This is a genomic window from Roseiconus nitratireducens (genome assembly GCF_008629675.1).
GTDB lineage: Bacteria > Planctomycetota > Planctomycetia > Pirellulales > Pirellulaceae > Stieleria > Stieleria nitratireducens.
Map to the genome: position 1 here is coordinate 761,054 of NZ_VWOX01000001.1, position 18,720 is coordinate 779,773.

The following is an 18,720-nucleotide window of genomic DNA, read 5'->3' on the forward strand; positions in this document are numbered from 1 at the left end:
TTGGATGAGGGATTCAGTTTGTCGGGTCGTTACCGGCGCGATCGACGGGGGCGTTTCGACCAGAATCGATGGGGCTGGTTTCCAATGCCGGGGGACGCTTGACTGCCAAGATCAACGTTGCCAGCGCGAAACCAATGACCGAGACTTGGATCAGGAAGTCCGCATTGAGCGCTCCACTCACGCTGCTTGCCAATCGACTCGGCTCGACGCTCTCCCCGGCGATCGCGTCTCCAAAGGCGGACGCCGCCGTTTGAGTCCAGAAAACGGCCAGCAGCAGGACGACAAAACTGATGATGCTGGCCAGCGTTGACAGTCGGGGCAGCGGTGTTCGGAGGTCACTCGTGTAGATTGCGGCAGCGACGATCAGCAACGTCGCCAAAAAAAGCAGTCCGTATCCGGCAAGCATCGGGTACTTGGCTGATTCAAACGAATCGAGGAATCCATCGGGATCGACCGATGAGGCCGTCGCGAGATCACGGAAGGCCGAAAACATCAGCCAGTCGCCGAAGAGATTGGACACGGCCGCAACCACCATCAGCAACGCTGCGGCTAACAACAGCCTGCGAGCAAGTTCTGTTGGCAAGCGTCGGAGTACCATCAAGCTGACCATTCCCAAACCAAACAGCACCGCACCAAGGCCGCCGTACGCTTCCAACGAAGTGAATTCAATGGCGGCAGCGGTGGGCTGCAGTTTGTCTGCGACCAGCGAAAGCATCCGGTAGGGGATCAACGCGATGCAGGAAACCATCAGCAGGGCACCAAACGGTGCAAAGAAAACGCAGATCGGTTTGACCATGACCGGCGGAGTCCCTGATTCGTTGACGCGCGGAACGGTTGGCGGCGGAGGTGAAGATGCTTTCACCGATCCCCAGTCTATCGCATCCTCTCCCCCGCGCGGTCTTGACCATTCGCCCAAAGCCAAATGCGGAAAGGATTCCGTCCGCGAGCACCCACCGTGTTCCATCTCCGACACCAATGCTCGTGCGAATCATTTGATAAAATTCAGCCGAGTATCCCCAGGCAACGATCCCTCAGAATCCTCCGAGCCGAATCGCTATCGGTGCTCGGGATGCGACTCCCATTCGTGGCACCGTCGTTCACCGAAAGTCTGACGGATTTCGAAGCCGTTTTCTGATCTCCCAGGCACATGAGCGCAACCGATGAAATGCTTTCTTGGGTCCGTCTCGGTTCTTTTGCAGCTGTTGATCGCCGCGGTTGCCTTCGGGCAGCCAAGTATCCGCCCCTGGAGTGATAATCCGTGGTACTGGAGCGATGATGGCGAACCGGTATTGCTACTGGGCGGCAGTGACGATGACAACCTGTTTCAGTGGCCGGAACAGCCATTGTTGGCTCAACTTGATCGGCTGGCCGATTCCGGCGGCAACGTGATCCGCAACACGATGAGCGATCGCAAGGACAAGGGATTCGAGGTCTATCCCTTTCGAAAACTTGAAGACGGCAAATATGACCTGGACCAGTGGAACAACGAATATTGGGTTCGCTTGGAAAGACTGCTGCGAGAGACGGCCAAGCGAAGGATCTACGTGCAGATCGAGATCTGGGATCGATTCGATTACTCTGACAACGGCGGCGACCGTTGGCAGATCCATCCCTACAATCCCGCCAACAACGTCAACTACACGTTTCAGGAATCTGGCTTGGCGAAGGCGTATCCCGATCATCCGGGGACGAATCGGCAGCCGTTCTTTTTCACCACGCCCCAGCAGCGCAACAACGAGGTTTTGTTGAAGTACCAGCAACGGTTCGTCAACAAGTTGCTCGATCACACACTGCGTTACGGGCACGTGCTGTATTGCATTGACAACGAAACTCGTGCCGACGAGCAGTGGGGACGGTATTGGGCTCGATTCATCAAACAGCGGGCCCAGCGTGAAAACCAGACGGTGTTCGTCACCGAAATGTGGGATGACTGGAATTTGCACGCCGATCGCCACAAGCAAACGTTCGACCATCCGGAGCTATACGACTTTGTCGACGTCTCCCAGAACAATCACAACAGCGGACAAAAGCACTGGGATAATTTTCTTTTCGTGCGTGACTACTTGTCAAAGCACCCGCGGCCGATTAACACGACAAAGACCTACGGTGCCAGCGGCAACAAGTTTGGTCACAGCGACCAGGATGGGATCGAGCGGTTCTGGCGGCACCTGCTAGCTGGCGCTGCTTCGATGCGATTCCATCGGCCCGAATCCGGACTGGGGCTGAGTGACAAGGCCGTTGCCTGCATCCGTGCCGCTCGCAAGTTGGAATCACTCGTTCCGCTCTGGTCCATCCAGCCGGCCAATGATCTGCTGTCGGACCGTCAGGCGAACGAAGCCTATTGCGCTGCCGATACGGGCCGCGCCTACGCCGTTTACTTTCCGGCCGGTGGCGAGGTGACGCTGGATTTGACCGATTCGGACAACGTGATCCAGACGCAGTGGATCGACATTGATACCGGCGAATTTGGGCCGCAGCAATCGCTTCCTGGCCAGCAAAAGACGCCACTGGCACCTCCCGGAAAAGGGAATTGGGCGGCCGTGCTGATTGCGGAAACACCGGAATAGCGGGGCGGCGATGACGGCGCGGAAGACGGTCGCCGGCAGTCTGAACTCTGAAGGATCACGAGTGACCTTGTGTCGTGAACCTGTTGGCCAACTTGATTACTTCGGCGGGGAGACATCAATGAAACGAATTGCGTGTGTCATTGGCAGCTTGCTTGTTCTGGTCGCCAGTGGAATTCTGGCTCCGTGCTCCGCCGACGCACAGCAACCGCCCTACCCGCCCAGTGCGGTGATTGCGGGGGTGGAGTTCGATTTCACGACGCATCGCCGACTTGCTACCGGCAGCGACAATTGGCCGGTGACTTGGGCAGATGATGGTCACCTGTATGCCGCTTGGGGCGATGGCGGCGGATTCGGCGGGTCGAACAGCAAGGGCCGTGTGAAGCTGGGTGTGGCGAGAATCGAAGGCGACGCGGATGGCTACGTGGGAGTGAACGTCTGGGGCGGATTCCAACCTCGGCACCCCGCCCAATTTGATGGAAAGAGTTACGGGATGCTTTGCATCGACGGCGTGCTGTGGATGTGGGTCGCCGGGCAACCGGCAAGGCACATGAAATCCTGCGCGATCGCCAAATCAACGGATCATGCAGCGACCTGGGAGCGCGCCGGTTGGACGTTCGCCTTTGAAGACGGTTTGTCGGTGCCGACCTTTCTAAACTTTGGCCAGGACTACGCGGGGGCGAGAGACGATTTCGTCTACAGCTACCTGATTGAGCCGACTTGGGGGCCGGATTCACTTCCGCAGACCGCACACGGATTTGATGTCCACCAACCGGGACGGATCCATCTGGCGCGGGTCCCCCGACAGTCGATCCTGCAACGCGAACGCTACGAGTTCTTCAGCGGTTTTGCGGCCGACGGATCGGCCCAATGGTCACCTGACATTGGAAAAAAGCGACCGGTGTTTGAGGATCCCGAGGGGGTCGGCTGGAACGTGAGCGTGATCTACAACGCGGGGTTGAACCGCTACCTCCTGTGCACCGAGCATTCGCAGTCGCACGCCGGAAAGCTGGGGATCTTCGACGCGCCCCAGCCGTGGGGACCCTGGACGACGATCGCCTACGAAGACGCCTGGGGAGACGGCCAAGTCGAAGTCTCAACGTTCTTTTGGAACTTCACGCAAAAGTGGATCAGCGATGACGGCGCCAGGTTCACGATGATCTTCACAGGAAAGAATACCAATGATTCCTGGAACACCGTTCAGGGTAAGTTCGTGCTTCATTCGCCAGAATAGCCGGGCGGTCCCGGAGCCTCGGACCCGAACTTCCGTCCGTTTCAATGCATGTCGCCTAAAGGCTCCACACCAACAACGCGCTGGTGTGGAGCCTTTAGGCGACATGCCACAATTCTCCAGCAGGGAGAAATGGTCGACCCCAGAGCTAATCGTTTTCAGACAAAGCCTAGTAGCGTAGTCCCACACCGACGTTGCTGAAGAAGTTCGGCGCTTGGTTGTTGAGTCCCCAGCCGACTCGAGTCCCGACTTCAAAGTTTGGCGTGACCAGGTAGTGGATCCCGGGGCTGAAAAAGTACTGGCTGCTCTCGCTTTCCCGGCCCTCGGTGTAGACCCCGAAGTATTCCGCGTGTGCTTTCCAGCGTTCGCCGATCGGAATCTTGATGACCGTTGATGGCGACCAGACGTTGAAATCGTCTTCGTCCAAGCTTCCGGTGCTGTAGCGGAGGGCGGAATCCCAGACCCAGGAATTGGCCAGTTCCCACCCGAAGACATAGCTGGCCGAGACGCTGCTGTCATTCGCCTCACCGCTGGTCGGCGTGTAGCCTTGCAAGATCACCGAGCTCTCAGGCATCCAACCTTCTTGTTCGGCCAGGAAGAATTTGGCTCCGTACAGCACTCGGCTTTCCCGCTCCAGGCCGGCGCCCTCCTCGAATTCTTCCGGGACGTTGCCCGAAATCGGATTGCCGGCGCCACCGACTTCGTAGTTCCAGCCGAAACGCAGCTCGATGTTCTCGCTGATCCCATAGCGACCGACGATTTCGGGGTAGCTGTGTGTTTCCGAAACGTCGCGGTTGTCGATGAACGAATACGCCGACTCAAAGACGAATCGTCCCTCGCCGACAACGGTGGTCGACGGCGTGAAGGAGTCTCGATCCGTCTCGATTTCGTCTTCCTCGGAGGACTCGCTTCCCAGGAACAGGAATTGTGCGTTGGCCGATGGCAACATCGCGGACAGGAACGCGACGCAGAAGGCGAATGCGGTAAATGATGGTCGGGTCACGTCGATCCCTCGCTGGACGGCAGGCCGTGAAGTGGATGCGCACCTCAATGCGGCATCCTCATTAGCGTCGGTCGTTGCCGAGTCATTCATGGAGCAATTCAACGCCGCCGTCACAGTCCGCATCTGTGGGGCTTCGGCACGCCACTGCCACGGCCGGATGATCACGCTGTGGAACAGAATCTGTTCGTGCGGGTTGGAATGATCAGTGAACTTGCGACGGTCCGCGTGGCGTTTCACCACCGCTGCATCTGAGAATCAATGCGCTGCTAATGGTTCAGCTGCGGAAGCGGATCCGGTTGGTCGATGTCACGTTCCTGGCGGGTGAGGTGATCGCGGAAGGCCTGTTGCAGCGGTTGGCCGTTCCAGGTGCCAGCGGCGTTCCCGCCATAACGTTGGCGATGAAGTTCGCTGACGGCCTGTTGCAACGTTGCGGAGGTCCGCACCGGTTGGGGTTGCAAGTTCTGCCAACGGAGCCACGCGGTTTCGGCTGCGACCGGGTCATTTGCCGCGGCGGCGCGGAGCACGGCTCGCCGAGCAGCACGCGTGGGCGGGTTCAATCTTTGCCACCACCGCCGTGCGGCCATTTGAATCCGTCGCCGTTGCCAGACCAACAGCGCGGCCGCTGCAACGGCCAATCCGATGCGAATCTGCCAGGGAAACGTGGATCGGGTCGCCGGCGTCGATCCCACCGGAGGTGGTGGGGCGACTTCAAAGGTGGCGGCTGGCAAGGTTTGGGATCCATACTGCTTTGTTTTCGGGTTCCACCAAACGTACTTGATTGCGGGAAGCGTCAGCGTTCCTGGTTCTTGAATCACGTAGGTCAACCGGTCGCGGCGGGTACCGCTGAACGCACCACGCTCCGTCCGGTCGCTCACCTCGGGGGAATCTGCGTAGATTCGCAACCCGTCGGGCACCGTCGTGGGCGGTGGTGCCAGGGCCATCCCCGTCACCTGGTCGGCACTTTGAGTGATGGTTCGATGGTAAACGTCTCCGACTTTCGCCTTGCCCGGTTGCGGATCCCAGGATTGACTCACCTGGATCTGATCGGTGGTCACCAGGAACCCGAGTTCGTCCGCACCGGGTGGCGCCTGGACGTCAAACGTCACCGGAGGCACTTTCTGGATTTGTTCGCTGACCGGTCCGGTGAATCCGTCCCGGCTACCGAAACGGACTTCAAACTCGGGGACTTCGACGCGACCGGATTGTTGCGTGAACAAGACAAACTCGTGGTCCTGGGTGAACCAGGTGTCACCCTCGATTTGCTCGGATGAAACGACCGGGGTTCCGATCTTGACGATCACCGTTCTGGCGACCTGGGGAATGGTAAAGCTGGCGGCCCCGGCAAACGGGCCCGGTGAACGAAGTTGGACGACGAAAGAGGCCCGCTGGCCCTGCCAGACCTGTGGTTGGTCAACGATGGTTTTCACAAGGTCGACTTCCGCTGTGGCGGTCTGGGCTGCGAGCGAAAGAAAACACGCGAGGCAAAGACCGAACCGTTGGCTTGCTGTTCGATTCATTCTTCGCCGCCTTCGTTGCTTTGGGCGTTCTGAAACGCGAATTTCGCTTTCAGGAAATCGGCGGGTTTGGTTTGGACTTGTCGCAGCCAAATCGCCTGGATCGCGGCGTCGGACATCGCCTCGGAACCTGCGACTTCCGTTTCCTGGCCGCCCTTTTTCGCGTCTTTGTCAAACACCACTTCGTCGGCGCCGATCTGTTGGTCGCCCATGTCGCCGCCTTTCTGCTCGACCAATTTGGCCCGCGCCGCCGCCAAGTCTCGATTCTCTTGAGCCTCTTTCCAGTCGGGGCGCAGCCGGAGTGATTGCTCGTAATCATCGACGGCCTTGTCGTACTTGCCCAGCATGACCCAGCAATTGCCCAGGTTGTACTTTGCCTCTGCGGTTGAAACCCGAGCGAAGGACTGGGCGGCGCGTTCAAATTCACCCGCGCGGAACCACGCCACACCCTGGCGATACGGATCGGTGTAGGCCTCCGCCGCAAGCTCGTATTCTTGGCGACGCATCAGACGTTCACCCTGTTGATCCGGCGTCAACCACCAATCGATCCAGGTGTTGCTTGCCAGAGGAACGATCGCCAACAGCGCGATGCCAATGAGCGTTTGGGTCATGTTTCCTTCACCTCCGTTTGCAACTGTTCGCGGCGAAATGAGAGCGCGACAATCAAGGCCAGCAGTGGCGTCAGCCAATATCCGGCTTCCTGCCAGCGGCTGCTTTCTCCCGCCACCCCACCGGCGGCGCGGCGTTCGGCGAAATCGCGGATGGCTTCCAGGTCGGTGTCGTCGACCGTCAGCGGTTGGATTCTCGCGTCGATTTCTGCAGCGGCTTGCCGGATGGAGTCGGTTTCGGGAGATTCCTGCCCAGTCACAGCCAGAAACAGAATCGGCCGTCGCGTTCCGGTCGAGACCGCCTGGGCGACCTGGTTGGGAGCCTGTTCCACCGAGTCGGTGATCACCAGCAGGGAACCGTCGCCGTCGGAACCATCCAGGACTTCGGCGGCTTTGCGGATTGCAAGGTCCAATCGATCGCCGGGGACCGGCATCACCGAGGGACCGATCTCCGCGGCCATCTGGGCGACGATCTCGGTGTCACGGGTGGGAGGCAGCACCAAGTGGGCCGAGCCCGCGTACGCGATCAGTCCCAGTGGCTGGCCGCGACGCAACGCTGCCAGGTCTTTGATTTTCAGCTGGGCGCGTTCCAACCGATTCGGTTCCGGCGGTGTCCGATTCATGCTCTGGTCGGCTTTCAGCAGCACCATCAACGGTTGCGCGTCCTCGACAAACGGGTTGGGTTCCGGTCGCCAAGTGGGACCGGCGATTGCAATGGTGGCCAGAATCCAACCCACCAACAGCCAGCGAGCGTCTCGATCGTGCAAGCGGTCTCGGCCCACCGACAGGGCGTTTAGCAGCGTGGCGTCCATTTGTCGGCGCCAACCGTGGAGCGGATCGGAACGGCGTTGCCACAGCCACCACAGACCGATCACCAGCGGCAACAGCAGCAGCCAGGCAGGACGAAGGAAATGAAAATCTGCCAGGACCTCTTTCATCCGCTGACCTCCAACTCGCCCGTGATCGGGTTGACCTCCACGGTCTGGCGTTGCCGAACCGATTCTCGTTTTTGGTCTGAGTGAGAAGCGACGATACTGATCGCGCGACCAACCAATGACAGCAGCAGTCCGGCGGCCAACGGGACGTAAAAAAGATCGTTTCGCGGTCGATAGCTCGCCGTCTTGATCTGTCGCGTTTCGATCTGGTCCAGTTTGTCGTAGATCCCCTGCAGCGTATCGCGATCACCCGCGAAGAAGTAGTCACCGTCAGCGGCCTCCGCGACGTCGCGGAGGGTTTGTTCGTCCAACTTGTCTTCGCCAACGGTGGTCGGGTCTCCGATGGCGACGGTGTAGATGTGGATGTCACGTTGGTTGGCAACGCGTGCCGCTTCCACCGGTGGGACCTGACTCTTCGTGTCGTTCCCATCGGTCAAAGCGATGATGGTCTTTGCCGGTGCGTCGCTCTGGTCGAACAGATTGACTCCCAATCCGATCGCATCGCCCAGGGACGTTCGGGGGCCGGCCATCCCGACCTGACATTCATCCAGCAGGCGTCGTGAAAGTTGCAGGTCCGTCGAGAAGGGAGCTTGCAGGTAGGGGGCGTCGCCGAACACGACCAGCCCGACACGGTCGCCGTCGCGTTTGACCAGGAAGTCGCCGAGCACCTCTTTGACCGCAGCCAAGCGGTCGACCTTTTGACCCGCGGCATTGGTGAAGTCTTCCTGTTGCATCGAACTGGACAAATCAACCAGCAGCAGCAGATCGCGGGTGGGGAACTCCTTTGTCAGCGGTGGCTGGATCCGTTGCGGACGCGCCAGCGATGTCAAAACCAGCAGCCAAAGCAAGGCCGGCAACCACCGACGGTGGCTGACTCGATTGAGCGGGCGAGAAGAGCGTTTTCCCCCCTGGGCTTGCGCGATTCGGTCTCCGAACGGAACACGCACCGCAACCCGCTGCCGCTGTCGCGCCGGCAAGACCGCTCGCAGCACCCAGGGCAGGGGAAGCAGCAGGAACACCCAGGGGAATTCAAACACCAACATGTTCGGCCCCCGGACGCAAAGTCGGATTCCCGTCCGACGACTTGTCGGGGTCCTGCGGTGACCGGTGGTGGCGGATCCAGGCTGCCGCGTAGTCGCGGAGCTGGACCTCGGTGGACGAAACCTCCGGATCGGCGTCGGAACTCCGGTACACGTGACTCCGGTAGACCTGGCCGGCCAAGATGGATTTCACGCCCTCGGGCATCGGATCGGGACACTGGCGCGCCAACCAGTTCGGCCAATCCGATCCGGTCAAACCCGCCACGGTCGAACGCGACGCGATCACCAGTGCCGTGCGCCGCAGCAGTTCGGAAATCCCCGCCGCAGAGCGTGTCGTTTCCAAGTGTTTCAGAGCGGATCGGCGGTACGCGTTGCCGCGCCATCGTTGCCACTGTTTCAGCAGCAGGGCAATCACGATCGCGAGGACGATCATCATGACGACGTACCATCCCGGTGCCGGTGGCCACCAGGGAACGTCCGGCGGCATGACAATGTCGTTCAAGCGATCCAGGCTGGTTGATTCGTCGTTCATTTCAATGGGCACGACTTCCGAACAGCAAACGAATTTGATCGGGAACCGGGCGGGCGGCCGAGACGGGCATCACGGGAACGCGTAACCGCCGAAAGATCTCACGCCAGGTATCCAATCGATTTTGAAACGCCGTTTGAAAGTCCTTTTCAAAGTCGGGGTGGTCGGAGATCTCCCAGATTTGCCCGCGATCACTTGCCAACATCCCGGGGGCGCCGCTGAGCGAGATTCCCAAAGGATCATAGATTGCGGCGACCAAGACATCATTGTGTGCGGCCAATTGCGTTGCCAAGCGTTGTGTTTGTTCGTCGGCGCCGGTCAGGTCGCTGATCAGGATCACCAGATGATCGTGTTTGGCGATCCGGACGGCTGATTCCAGCGAGGCGTTGATCGACACCTCACCGCCGATCGGTTCCGAGTCGGCAAGTCGGTGATTGAGCCGTTCGATTTCGTGAAACAATTCCAACACGCGGGATTGGCTGCGATGGGGACGGACCTCCGCGATGACTTCATTGTTGAACACCAGCCCACCGACGCGATCGCCGGCGTCGAGTGCCCGCCAAGCCGCCAGGGCTGCCAGTTCGGCGGCGGCAACGGACTTCATCGCGCGACGGCTTCCAAAGAACATCGATTCACGCTGGTCAACGATCAGCAACACCGGCCGCTCTCGCTCTTCGGTATAGACGCGGACGTGTGGGGAACGCAAACGGGCCGTTGCCTTCCAATCCATCGATCGGATGTCGTCTCCTTGATGGTAATGCCGCAGTTCTTCGAAGCTGAGCCCGCGCCCGCGCAACCTGGAAGCGTGCCGACCGGCCAACAGGGAACCGACCGGTTGCCGGGGTAGCAGCGAAAAGCCGCGGGCATCGGCCTTCAGTAGCAGCATTTCATGGAATTGGACGGTTACGCGGCCAGTCATCGATGCCGTCTCGGTTTGCATTGAAAATGGGCGTTCGGCGGCATCGGTCGGAGACCCCGCCGGAGGGTGTTCGCCTACACCGGGACCACCTGACGGAGCAATTCGTCGATCACGTCGGTGCGTGTCACACCGGCCGCCTCGGCTTGATAGGTCAGGTGGACGCGATGGGCCAGGCAGGCCGGGGCGACCGCGCGAATGTCGTCCGGGGAAACGAAGTCTTGGCCTTGCAGCCAGGCGTGCGCCCGCGCGGCCGCGTCGAGGGCCAAGGTGCCACGTGGGCTGGCGCCCAATCGGATCCAATTGGGCAATTCGCCTTCGTACCGTTGAGGGTGACGAGTCGCCAGCACCAGGTCGACCATGTACTGCTCCGCGGCCTCGGCGACGTGGATCCCCTGGACCTCCTTGCGCGCCTGGAAGATGACTTCCTGGGGCACCGGGGGTGGTGCTTCGGGGCCCGACCCGGATTTCTCGCCGCGGACCAGCCGCAGGATCGCCGATTCATCGTCGCCGTCGGGGTAATCGACGCGGACGTACAACAGGAACCGGTCCATCTGGGCTTCCGGCAGCGGGTAAGTGCCCTCCTGCTCGATCGGGTTCTGGGTGGCCATCACCAGGAACAGGTCCGGCAGCTTGTGAGTTTGTGAAGCGACGGTGACTTGCCGCTCTTCCATCGCTTCCAACAAGGACGATTGAACCTTGGCGGGGGCGCGATTGATCTCGTCCGCCAAAATCAAGTTGCCAAAAATCGGACCCGGCTGGAAATCGAAGGTGGCCGTCTGCTCGCGGTAGATTTCAGAACCGGTCACGTCCGACGGCAGCAGGTCCGGCGTGAACTGGACGCGTCCAAATTCGCTCTCAACCAGACGCGAAAGCGTTTTAACGCTCCGGGTCTTTGCGGTGCCGGGCAATCCTTCCATCAAAACGTGACCGTCGGCCAGCAAGGCGATCAGGATTCGATCGACCACCTGCTGCTGTCCGATGACGGCGGCGTTCATCTGAGCGGAGATTTCCAGAACCGATTCGCGTGGCCCCATCCTTCAACTCTTGGCGTGTGTGGTGAAAACGCATTCCTCTCTGGCGGAAAGGACACGCAGTGTAGCATCATCTGACATGAGAACCCGCACCGCGGCCGGCAATCCCCGCGGCTTCGCATCGCAGGATCATCGGAACCACGCCGGATTCGGAAAACGAAACCAAGGTCGTGCCGAGATGATCGGCACGGCCTTGGTCATGGTTGTCGGACAAAGCCGAGCGGATCAACTGCTCTGCAGATTTGGGGCAATTCCGCAGAGGTCCATCTAGCGATCAATGTCAGGCGTTCTCTGGTTCACCCTCCCGCGAGCGGGAGGGTCGCGGAGGAGCTTGCGACGACGCGGGGAGGGTGATTGCTGAGCCATGCGTTGCTGACATTCGCTTCAGGTTCTGCCCTCCCCGGAGTCTCGTGCCTCGCCTCCGACCCTCCCGCAAGCGGGAGGGTGAAGTGGCGAAATGCTGGTCACTAATCCTGGCTGGATGAACCACTAGCTTGACAGCGCCACTTTCAATCAAAAACACCGTGATGTAACACCGTCAGTGCTGTCGCGCCACGCGGCAGAAAGCCACGCTCTGGCGAGCGTAGCTACTCGTTCTCAGACAAAGCCTAGTTCCGTGGGTACTCCAACGTCTCAAGCTTCTTGAGGGCTTCCTGAGCCTTCAACGATTGGTAATTGATTCCCGCCGCATTCAAGCTGGAGCCGGTCTGATAGGGGTAGTTCGGGATGGTGGCGAGAAACTTCTGGATGTATTGCTGCGCCGGAACGAAGGTCCACATGTTGTCGGCGTACCAGCGGAAGTATCCCAATTCACCTTCCTTCCACATCTTTTCGTAAGGGTCGGCTCGGAGATTGATGATCAGCGGCCAACCCGGAGTCTCGCGCACGCCGGTTGCAATGTTTCCTTTGATGATCGCAAAGTGGATCTTCCAATTCTTGACCCGGATCGCGTTCAGTTCTCCGCCCTGACTGAAATAATAAATCTCGTTGCGCGGGCTCTCCTTTGCCTCGCCCTTGAAGAACGGCATGAAGTTGTAGCCATCCGGGTGAACCTTGAATTCCTTGCCGTTGGCGGTGTAACCCTCTTTCAGTTTCGAGACCACATTGGGTTCTCCCGCTGCGGCTACCAGCGTCGGCATCCAATCTTCCTGGGAGATGATGTCGTTGTAGGTGGTTCCCGGTTTGATCACGCCCGGCCACCGAACCAGCAACGGGACACGGAAGCCTCCCTCCCAGGTCGTTCCTTTCTCCCCATGAAACGGAGTGATTCCGCCGTCGGGCCAGGAGAAAGTTTCCGCACCGTTGTCGGTGCTGTAGATCACGATGGTGTTGTCTTTGATGCCCAGGTCGTCGATCTTCTTCAGGACCTTGCCGACGTAGTCGTCGTGTTCGACCATCCCGTCGGGGTACAAACCGATGCCGGTTTTGCCTTGCGATTCTTTCTTCAGGTGTGTCCAGACGTGCATCCGGGTGGAGTTGTACCAGACGAACGTCGGCTTATCGGCTTTGACGCCTCGCTCCAGGAAGTCCATCGCTTTGGTGTGGACTTCTTCATCGATCGTTTCCATCCGCTCACGTGTCAACGGTCCGGTGTCTTCGATCCGCCCGTCGGCAAAGGAGTGGATCACACCACGGGGGCCGTACTTCTTTCGGAACTCGGGATCCTTGGGATAGTAATACGTCTCCGGCTCTTCTTCAGCGTTCAGGTGATAGAGGTTGCCGTAGAACTCATCGAATCCGTGGTTGGTCGGCAGGTGCTTGTCCTGGTCACCCAGGTGATTCTTTCCGAACTGACCGGTTGTGTAGCCCTGTTCCTTCAGCAGGTCGGCAATGGTGGGCGTCCAATCGGGGATCCCGTGGTCGCTGCCGGGCATGCCGATGGTCAGCAGTCCGGTTCGAAAGGGGTGTTGCCCCAGGATGAAGGACGCGCGACCGGCCGTGCAACTTTGTTGTGCGTAGGCGTCGGTGAACATCGCGCCCTCCCGCGCCAGGCTGTCAATATTGGGCGTTTTGTAGCCCATGATCCCGTGGTTGTAGGCACTGATATTATGAACACCGATGTCGTCACCCCAGATGACCACAATGTTGGGCTTATCCTGAGCCTGGAGCAGGCTTGCCGTTGGCAAGAGACACAGGCAGGTGAGAAACGCAGCAAATCGTGACATGTTGCAACCTCGTAGCGAGCGATTTGGTTTGATGAGTCGAAAGTTGAAAGGGCCCTCAAACGCGGTTGGAAACACCAGACCGGCTACATCTTGTCGGGCCTCCGTCATTATGGGGGACCTTTACGCAGGGCCATGAGCCGAGCAAGCTTTTCGCAGGAGAAATCTCCAAAAAGGCATTCCTCATGGGAATCGGTTGATTCCGGATTCGAATCGGTGCACGGGGTTCTGATGGTCGAGCTACGCGAATTGAGAAATCTGTTGGCACTTGACGAGCACCGCCATTTCGGACGTGCCGCCGGCGCTCTGGAAATCAGCCAGTCGGCGCTCAGCAAGTCCATTCAAAAATTGGAGGCCAAAATCGACGCCCCACTTTTTCATCGTGGTGCGATCGGGGTGGAGCCGACGGAGATCGGTGCCGCCGTCGTCGCTCACGCGGCGCGAATCATCGCCGGCGTCCAAGACTTGCACCGCTCGGTCGATTTGCTCCGTGGCGTTGAGATCGGCAGCGTCAGTGTGGGAGTCGGTCCGGCGATGGCCGAATCCTACGTGACGCAGGCGTTGGCAGCCGTGGCCGAGCAGCATCCGGCCACCCAGATCAGTGTTCGCGTCGACCACTGGGGCCAACTGACCGAATGGTTGGTGTCCGGAGAGGTCGACTTCTTCGTCGCGGACATGACACGAGCCGATCTTGATGACGCGCTTTCCTGCACACCACTTCCGGTGGAGGAGTTTGTCTGGTTTTGTCGCGCCAATCATCCGCTGGCCCGTCGCGGGACGGTTGGGCGAAGCGATTTGCGATCCTTCCCTCTGGTCACACCAAAGATGCCAGCGTGGGCGATTGACTGGTTCTCGCAGGTCGGTTCCGAGGAGGACTCCCAGCGAGGTTCATCCTTGCCCACGGTGCAGTGTGAGAACTATTCCATGCTGAAGCAAATGGTGATGTCCGGCAACTGCATCAGCGTTGCGCTGGCAGCAACCATTCGCGAGGAACTGTCGCGGGGCGACGTGGTTGTCCTGCCGGTGGATGCACCGACGCTGAGAACCAATGCCGGGATCGTGCAGCGCCAGACGCATCGGGCCTCGCCGTTGGCGAACAAAGTCATAGCCGCAATCCAAGACCTTGCCGCGCGACGGTCCGATCCGCTGCATTGAACGGATCAGTCGCAACAATCAGATTCGCCCAGATCCGCCGCAACGGTCTGGCGACGGTTGATCGCCAATGTCACTTGTCGGACATGGACAGCTTGTTCTTCACCGTGTCGGTGATCTCCGCAATCTTTTCGTCGATCTTCGCCTGCTCGACTTCGCCTTCCAGGTATTCCTTCAAGGCAACCAATTTCTCCTTGATCGTCGCCACCGCGTTGCTCATCGACTCCGGCAGCGTGATGCCTTCCGCCTTGCTCTCAATCGTTTCGATCAAGTCGTCGACGGCGGTCTTGAGCTTTTCCGGTGAATCTTTCAGTTCGTCCAGGTTGCTCAATTTCTCTTTCAGCGGATTCAGGAAGGCCATGGCTTTGTCGCTCAGGTCGCTGGCCATTTGTTTGCCCTTTTCAACGGCCTGGTCGGCTTGCTTCTTGCCTTCTTCGGCCGCCTGACTGGCCATCGCTTCGCCCTCTTTCAAGGTCTCTCCGGCACCCTGCGCGACGGCATCGGCGGTCGACTTTGCGGTTTCCTCGGCGCTCCGCATCGCGTCGACGGCTTCGTCTCGATTGCAACCGCTTAGCGAGATCATCGACAGGGCGGCAATCCCCAAGGTTGTCCGCATCAATCGGAATGCTCCACACATGGCCTTTACCCTTTCGCAACGAGTGATCGGTTTCGGTTCGGGAGCACGCACGCTCCTCGCTTGCAGTCTATCAAATCGCTATCAGCGCTGCGGAAGAAAACGAGCGGGGCAAACCTGTCAGGGTTCGCGGCAGAAACCGCGGCGAAATTGAATGGAATTGGAAAAAATCATGTGGTCGCGTCTGTAGCCGATTCAGCGATCGGGTAAAGGCTTCCTGGCGGTTTATCGGGGCAATGTCACGCCGAAGCGGTCCGCAGGGAGGTAGCGTTCGTTGGACAAGTACTCGTGATGCCAATGGAGAATTTGGAATGGTCCGACTGATCGCTATCGTGGTCGCCGTGGTTGCGTTTGATTGCGCCCAGGCGAATGCACAAATCTTCTTCAAGGACGGGCTGTTGAACCGTGAATTCGCCGGGAAATTCTTGGGCGGCCACGGGCACCACGGCCACCAACATGCCCGCGCCGCCGTGCCGAACCGCTACCGTACGCCTTACCCCACGGCGTCATCGGGGATCAGCATCGGCATCGGCAGCTACCCCTACTACAACTATCCGCGGCCGGGGCAATTCGATCCCTATCGATTCGACAACTACGTTCACGATCCCTACATCACCGGTCGGTTTCGAGCGCCGGATCTGCTCAACGACCCCTACTTTCGAGAACGGCATCGCTACGAAAGCCGCTTCCCGGGGCATCGCCACAAGCATTCGCACTAAACGGTGGTCAAACGAAACGGTGGTTGGAAGGCGGCACGCCCGACGCGCGTCGTCTATGATGGTGCGGACTTTCTGATTTGATTCCCACCGGACAGGACGAGCAGGCCTGATGAATCAACCTTCCGTTTTGCGGCGACGAACCTTTCTTTCAGGCGTCGCCGCGGCAGTGTCGCTGAGCGGCACACGTTCGCTGTGCGGGCAACAAGCAGATTCCGGCAAGTTCCGGATCTCGTTGGCCGAATGGACCATCAACCGGGAACTGAAATCCGGCGAGATCGATCATTTGGATTTCGCGAAGGTCGCCAGCGACCACGGTATCTTCGCGGTCGAGTACGTCAATCAGTTCTTCATGGACAAGGCTCGCGACCAGGCCTACCTGGCGGAAATGAAGAAACGGGCCGACGATCTGGGCGTGAAGAGTTTGATCCTGATGTGCGACCATGAGGGCCGCATCGGTGATCCGAATCGCGAGCAGCGAAACAAGACCGTGGAGAATCACCGCAAGTGGATCGACGCGGCTAAGTATCTGGGCTGTCATTCGATTCGCGTCAACGCGGCCAGCGAAGGACCCTGGGATGAGCAGGTTCGGCTTGCCGCCGATGGCCTGTCCCAGTTGACCGAGTTTGGTGCTCAACAACAGATCAATGTGATCGTGGAAAACCACGGCGGATTGTCCAGCAACGCCGATTGGCTGGCCCAAGTCATCGAACGGGTCGCCCATGAACGCTGCGGGACCTTGCCGGATTTCGGCAACTTTAGGATCCGTGAAGGCGAGTCCTACGATTCCTACCGGGGCGTCGAAAAGTTGATGCCCTGGGCCAAGGGCGTGTCCGTCAAGGATCAGGTCTGGGATGACCAAGGCAATCGGATGCCATTGGATTTCGAACGCATGCTCAAGATCGTTCTCGCCGCGGGGTATCACGGCTATTGCGGTATCGAGTTCGGCGGCTACGCGAATCTGAATGCGTCCCGCTTGGCCCTCGAACAGGCCCGCGAACGTCTTTGAAGCACACGCTTCAGCAAGGAGGTCATGCAGCTTTGCTTCACCAAGGAGGGGCGACCGCAGCGAGGGGCGGATTGCCTCGCCTCTCGCTGGAGCGGATTGCTGTGGTCGCTTCGCGACTTCCTCGTGGGAGGGTGAAGTGACTTGTGAGAATTCCAATGCCCTTCCCAGCCCTTGAGGTTTGTGATGTCCCCATCGGAAATTGAGCAACCATTGTCGCGACGTGGATGGATCCAACGTCTTGCCATCGCCGGAGGTGCGACGTCGCTTTCGGCCCTCAGCTACCGACGTGTGTGGGGAGCCAACGAACGGCTGCGGGTTGCCAGCGTCGGGACCGGCGGCAAAGGGTGGAGCGATCTGAATGGCGTTGCTGCCAGCCCGGTTGTCCAGGTGGTGGCGCTCTGCGACATCGACGATTCCGAGCAACATTTGGGACGAGCCGCGGAAAAGTATTCCTCAGCGAAACGGTTCGCCGATTGGCGCGAGATGCTTTCACAACCCGCGGACGTCGATGCGGTCATTGTCTCCACACCGGACTTCATGCATGCCCCGGTGGCGTTGGCATCGATGCAGTTGGGCAAACATGTGTTTTGCCAGAAGCCGCTGACCCATACGGTTTTCGAATCGCGACAGATGCGTCTTGCCGCCAAGCGTCAGGGCGTGATCACGCAGATGGGCAACCAAATTCAGTCTCACACGGCCTACCGAACCGCGGTGCGAGCCGTCCATGACGGTGCCATCGGCAAGGTCAAGGAGGTACACACCTGGCAAGCCGGTTCGCCACGTTGGCCCCGTCACTTGTTGCGTCCGGAAGGTTCCGATCCCGTGCCGGCGCATGTCCGCTGGGACTTGTGGCAGGGGGTGGCACCGCGACGCCCGTACAAAAAGGGTCTGTATCACCCGTTCAACTGGCGCGGATGGCAGGCCTACGGAACCGGGCAACTCGGCGACTTCGGATGCCACTTGCTGGATCCGGTCTTTCAGGCTCTGCAGCTGACCGCGCCGATCGAACTGGTCGCCGAAGCGCCGCCCCTGAAGCCGGAAACGTGGACCGATCGGGCCACGGTCCGCTACCGCTTTCCCGGCACCGCCCGAACCAGCGGCGAATCCATCGCGGTCACGTGGTACGACGCGGTCGGCGTTCGACCGCCGCACGAGGTGACCGAACATCTCCCCGGCTCCTTTGATCTGCCTTCTGCCGGTTCGCTGCTGATCGGAGAGAAGGGAACACTGGTGATTCCACACGTGGCGATGCCACACTTGTTTCCATCCGAGGGCGACGGCGAATCCCCGTTGCCGGTCGTTGAAGGCGTCGATCATTACGTGCAATGGGCCGACGCCTGCCGCGGTTTGGGAACGACGACGTCATCCTTCGATTACTCGGGCCCGCTCAGCGAGGCCGTGTTGCTGGGCACCGTGGCCATTCGCTTTCCCGGAGAAACCTTGCAATGGGATGCCGAAGCCATGCGGATCAGTAATTCAACGGAGGCAACCCGGTACTTGAGCAAGGAGTACGTTGCCGGTTGGGAGCCCGACTGGGTGACCGTCTGAACGGACAAGATCGTCCGTATCGACCGGCAAGACCGAGTGGCACCTCCGGAACGGCGATCTTTTGATGGCGGCGGTTCATAGCCGAATAGTGACATTTTGCATGAGCCGCACGACGCTAGCCGCGG

The 18,720-nt window shown here is 59.6% G+C and carries 17 protein-coding genes; 6 read left to right on the forward strand and 11 right to left on the reverse strand.

Annotation, left to right across the window (positions count from 1 at the left end; all coding sequences use genetic code 11):
• Positions 1–13: 13 nt before the first annotated feature.
• Positions 14–862: a hypothetical protein gene (locus tag FYK55_RS02475; RefSeq protein ID WP_150074472.1), complete on the reverse strand. Its 849-nt coding sequence runs from the start codon at positions 860–862 to the stop codon at positions 14–16.
• Between the two features lie 298 nt (positions 863–1,160).
• Here FYK55_RS02475 and FYK55_RS02480 point away from each other — a divergent pair, with 298 nt between their 5' ends.
• Both FYK55_RS02480 and FYK55_RS02485 read left to right on the forward strand, forming a co-directional pair.
• A complete protein-coding gene (locus FYK55_RS02480) occupies positions 1,161–2,567 on the forward strand; it encodes a putative collagen-binding domain-containing protein (RefSeq protein ID WP_150074474.1) in 1,407 nt (468 codons plus the stop codon).
• A 118-nt stretch (positions 2,568–2,685) separates the two neighbouring features.
• Positions 2,686–3,798 carry a DUF4185 domain-containing protein gene (locus FYK55_RS02485; RefSeq protein ID WP_161604259.1) on the forward strand — a complete coding sequence of 371 codons (1,113 nt, stop codon included), beginning with the start codon at positions 2,686–2,688 and terminating at the stop codon, positions 3,796–3,798.
• A 166-nt stretch (positions 3,799–3,964) separates the two neighbouring features.
• Here FYK55_RS02485 and FYK55_RS02490 read toward each other — a convergent pair whose 3' ends face one another.
• The 9 genes from FYK55_RS02490 to FYK55_RS02530 all read right to left on the reverse strand — a co-directional run bounded on the left by FYK55_RS02490 (position 3,965) and on the right by FYK55_RS02530 (position 13,539).
• Positions 3,965–5,035 (reverse strand): transporter, encoded by a 1,071-nt coding sequence (locus FYK55_RS02490; RefSeq protein ID WP_235908366.1) that lies wholly within the window; start codon positions 5,033–5,035, stop codon positions 3,965–3,967.
• Positions 5,036–5,064: 29 nt separating this feature from the next.
• A complete protein-coding gene (locus FYK55_RS02495; protein WP_161604260.1) occupies positions 5,065–6,225 on the reverse strand; it encodes a BatD family protein in 1,161 nt (386 codons plus the stop codon).
• 86 nt (positions 6,226–6,311) lie between these two features.
• Positions 6,312–6,923, reverse strand: coding sequence for a tetratricopeptide repeat protein (locus FYK55_RS02500; protein ID WP_150074479.1), 612 nt, complete (start codon positions 6,921–6,923; stop codon positions 6,312–6,314).
• On the reverse strand, positions 6,920–7,858 hold the full coding sequence (locus FYK55_RS02505; protein WP_150074481.1) for a vWA domain-containing protein: 939 nt from the start codon (positions 7,856–7,858) through the stop codon (positions 6,920–6,922). Before FYK55_RS02505 ends, FYK55_RS02500 begins: the two co-directional genes overlap by 4 nt.
• On the reverse strand, positions 7,855–8,898 hold the full coding sequence (locus tag FYK55_RS02510; protein WP_150074483.1) for a VWA domain-containing protein: 1,044 nt from the start codon (positions 8,896–8,898) through the stop codon (positions 7,855–7,857). Before FYK55_RS02510 ends, FYK55_RS02505 begins: the two co-directional genes overlap by 4 nt.
• Entirely contained in the window at positions 8,885–9,427 is a 543-nt protein-coding gene (locus FYK55_RS02515) for a DUF4381 domain-containing protein (RefSeq protein ID WP_150074485.1), read from the reverse strand. Before FYK55_RS02515 ends, FYK55_RS02510 begins: the two co-directional genes overlap by 14 nt.
• A 1-nt stretch (position 9,428) precedes the next feature.
• The gene (locus FYK55_RS02520) at positions 9,429–10,343 is read right to left on the reverse strand and encodes a DUF58 domain-containing protein (protein ID WP_150074487.1); all 915 of its coding nucleotides are present in this window, start codon (positions 10,341–10,343) and stop codon (positions 9,429–9,431) included.
• Between the two features lie 74 nt (positions 10,344–10,417).
• Positions 10,418–11,377, reverse strand: a complete 960-nt coding sequence (locus tag FYK55_RS02525; RefSeq protein WP_150074489.1) for an AAA family ATPase — start codon at positions 11,375–11,377, stop codon at positions 10,418–10,420.
• 605 nt (positions 11,378–11,982) lie between these two features.
• Entirely contained in the window at positions 11,983–13,539 is a 1,557-nt protein-coding gene (locus FYK55_RS02530; RefSeq protein WP_150074491.1) for an arylsulfatase, read from the reverse strand.
• Between the two features lie 213 nt (positions 13,540–13,752).
• On the opposite strand from FYK55_RS02530, the gene FYK55_RS02535 reads away from it, so the two are divergent.
• Positions 13,753–14,691, forward strand: coding sequence for a LysR family transcriptional regulator (locus tag FYK55_RS02535; RefSeq protein WP_161604261.1), 939 nt, complete (start codon positions 13,753–13,755; stop codon positions 14,689–14,691).
• A gap of 70 nt (positions 14,692–14,761) precedes the next feature.
• Here FYK55_RS02535 and FYK55_RS02540 read toward each other — a convergent pair whose 3' ends face one another.
• Complete coding sequence (locus FYK55_RS02540; protein WP_150074494.1) at positions 14,762–15,325, reverse strand: hypothetical protein; 564 nt, start codon at positions 15,323–15,325, stop codon at positions 14,762–14,764.
• Positions 15,326–15,633: 308 nt separating this feature from the next.
• Between FYK55_RS02540 and FYK55_RS02545 the strand changes: the two genes are divergently transcribed.
• From FYK55_RS02545 to FYK55_RS02555, 3 genes are all read left to right on the forward strand, one after another.
• A complete protein-coding gene (locus FYK55_RS02545) occupies positions 15,634–16,041 on the forward strand; it encodes a hypothetical protein (protein ID WP_150074496.1) in 408 nt (135 codons plus the stop codon).
• A 109-nt stretch (positions 16,042–16,150) separates the two neighbouring features.
• A complete protein-coding gene (locus FYK55_RS02550) occupies positions 16,151–17,047 on the forward strand; it encodes a sugar phosphate isomerase/epimerase family protein (protein ID WP_150074498.1) in 897 nt (298 codons plus the stop codon).
• Positions 17,048–17,230: 183 nt separating this feature from the next.
• On the forward strand, positions 17,231–18,595 hold the full coding sequence (locus tag FYK55_RS02555) for a Gfo/Idh/MocA family protein (protein WP_150074500.1): 1,365 nt from the start codon (positions 17,231–17,233) through the stop codon (positions 18,593–18,595).
• Positions 18,596–18,720 lie beyond the last annotated feature (125 nt).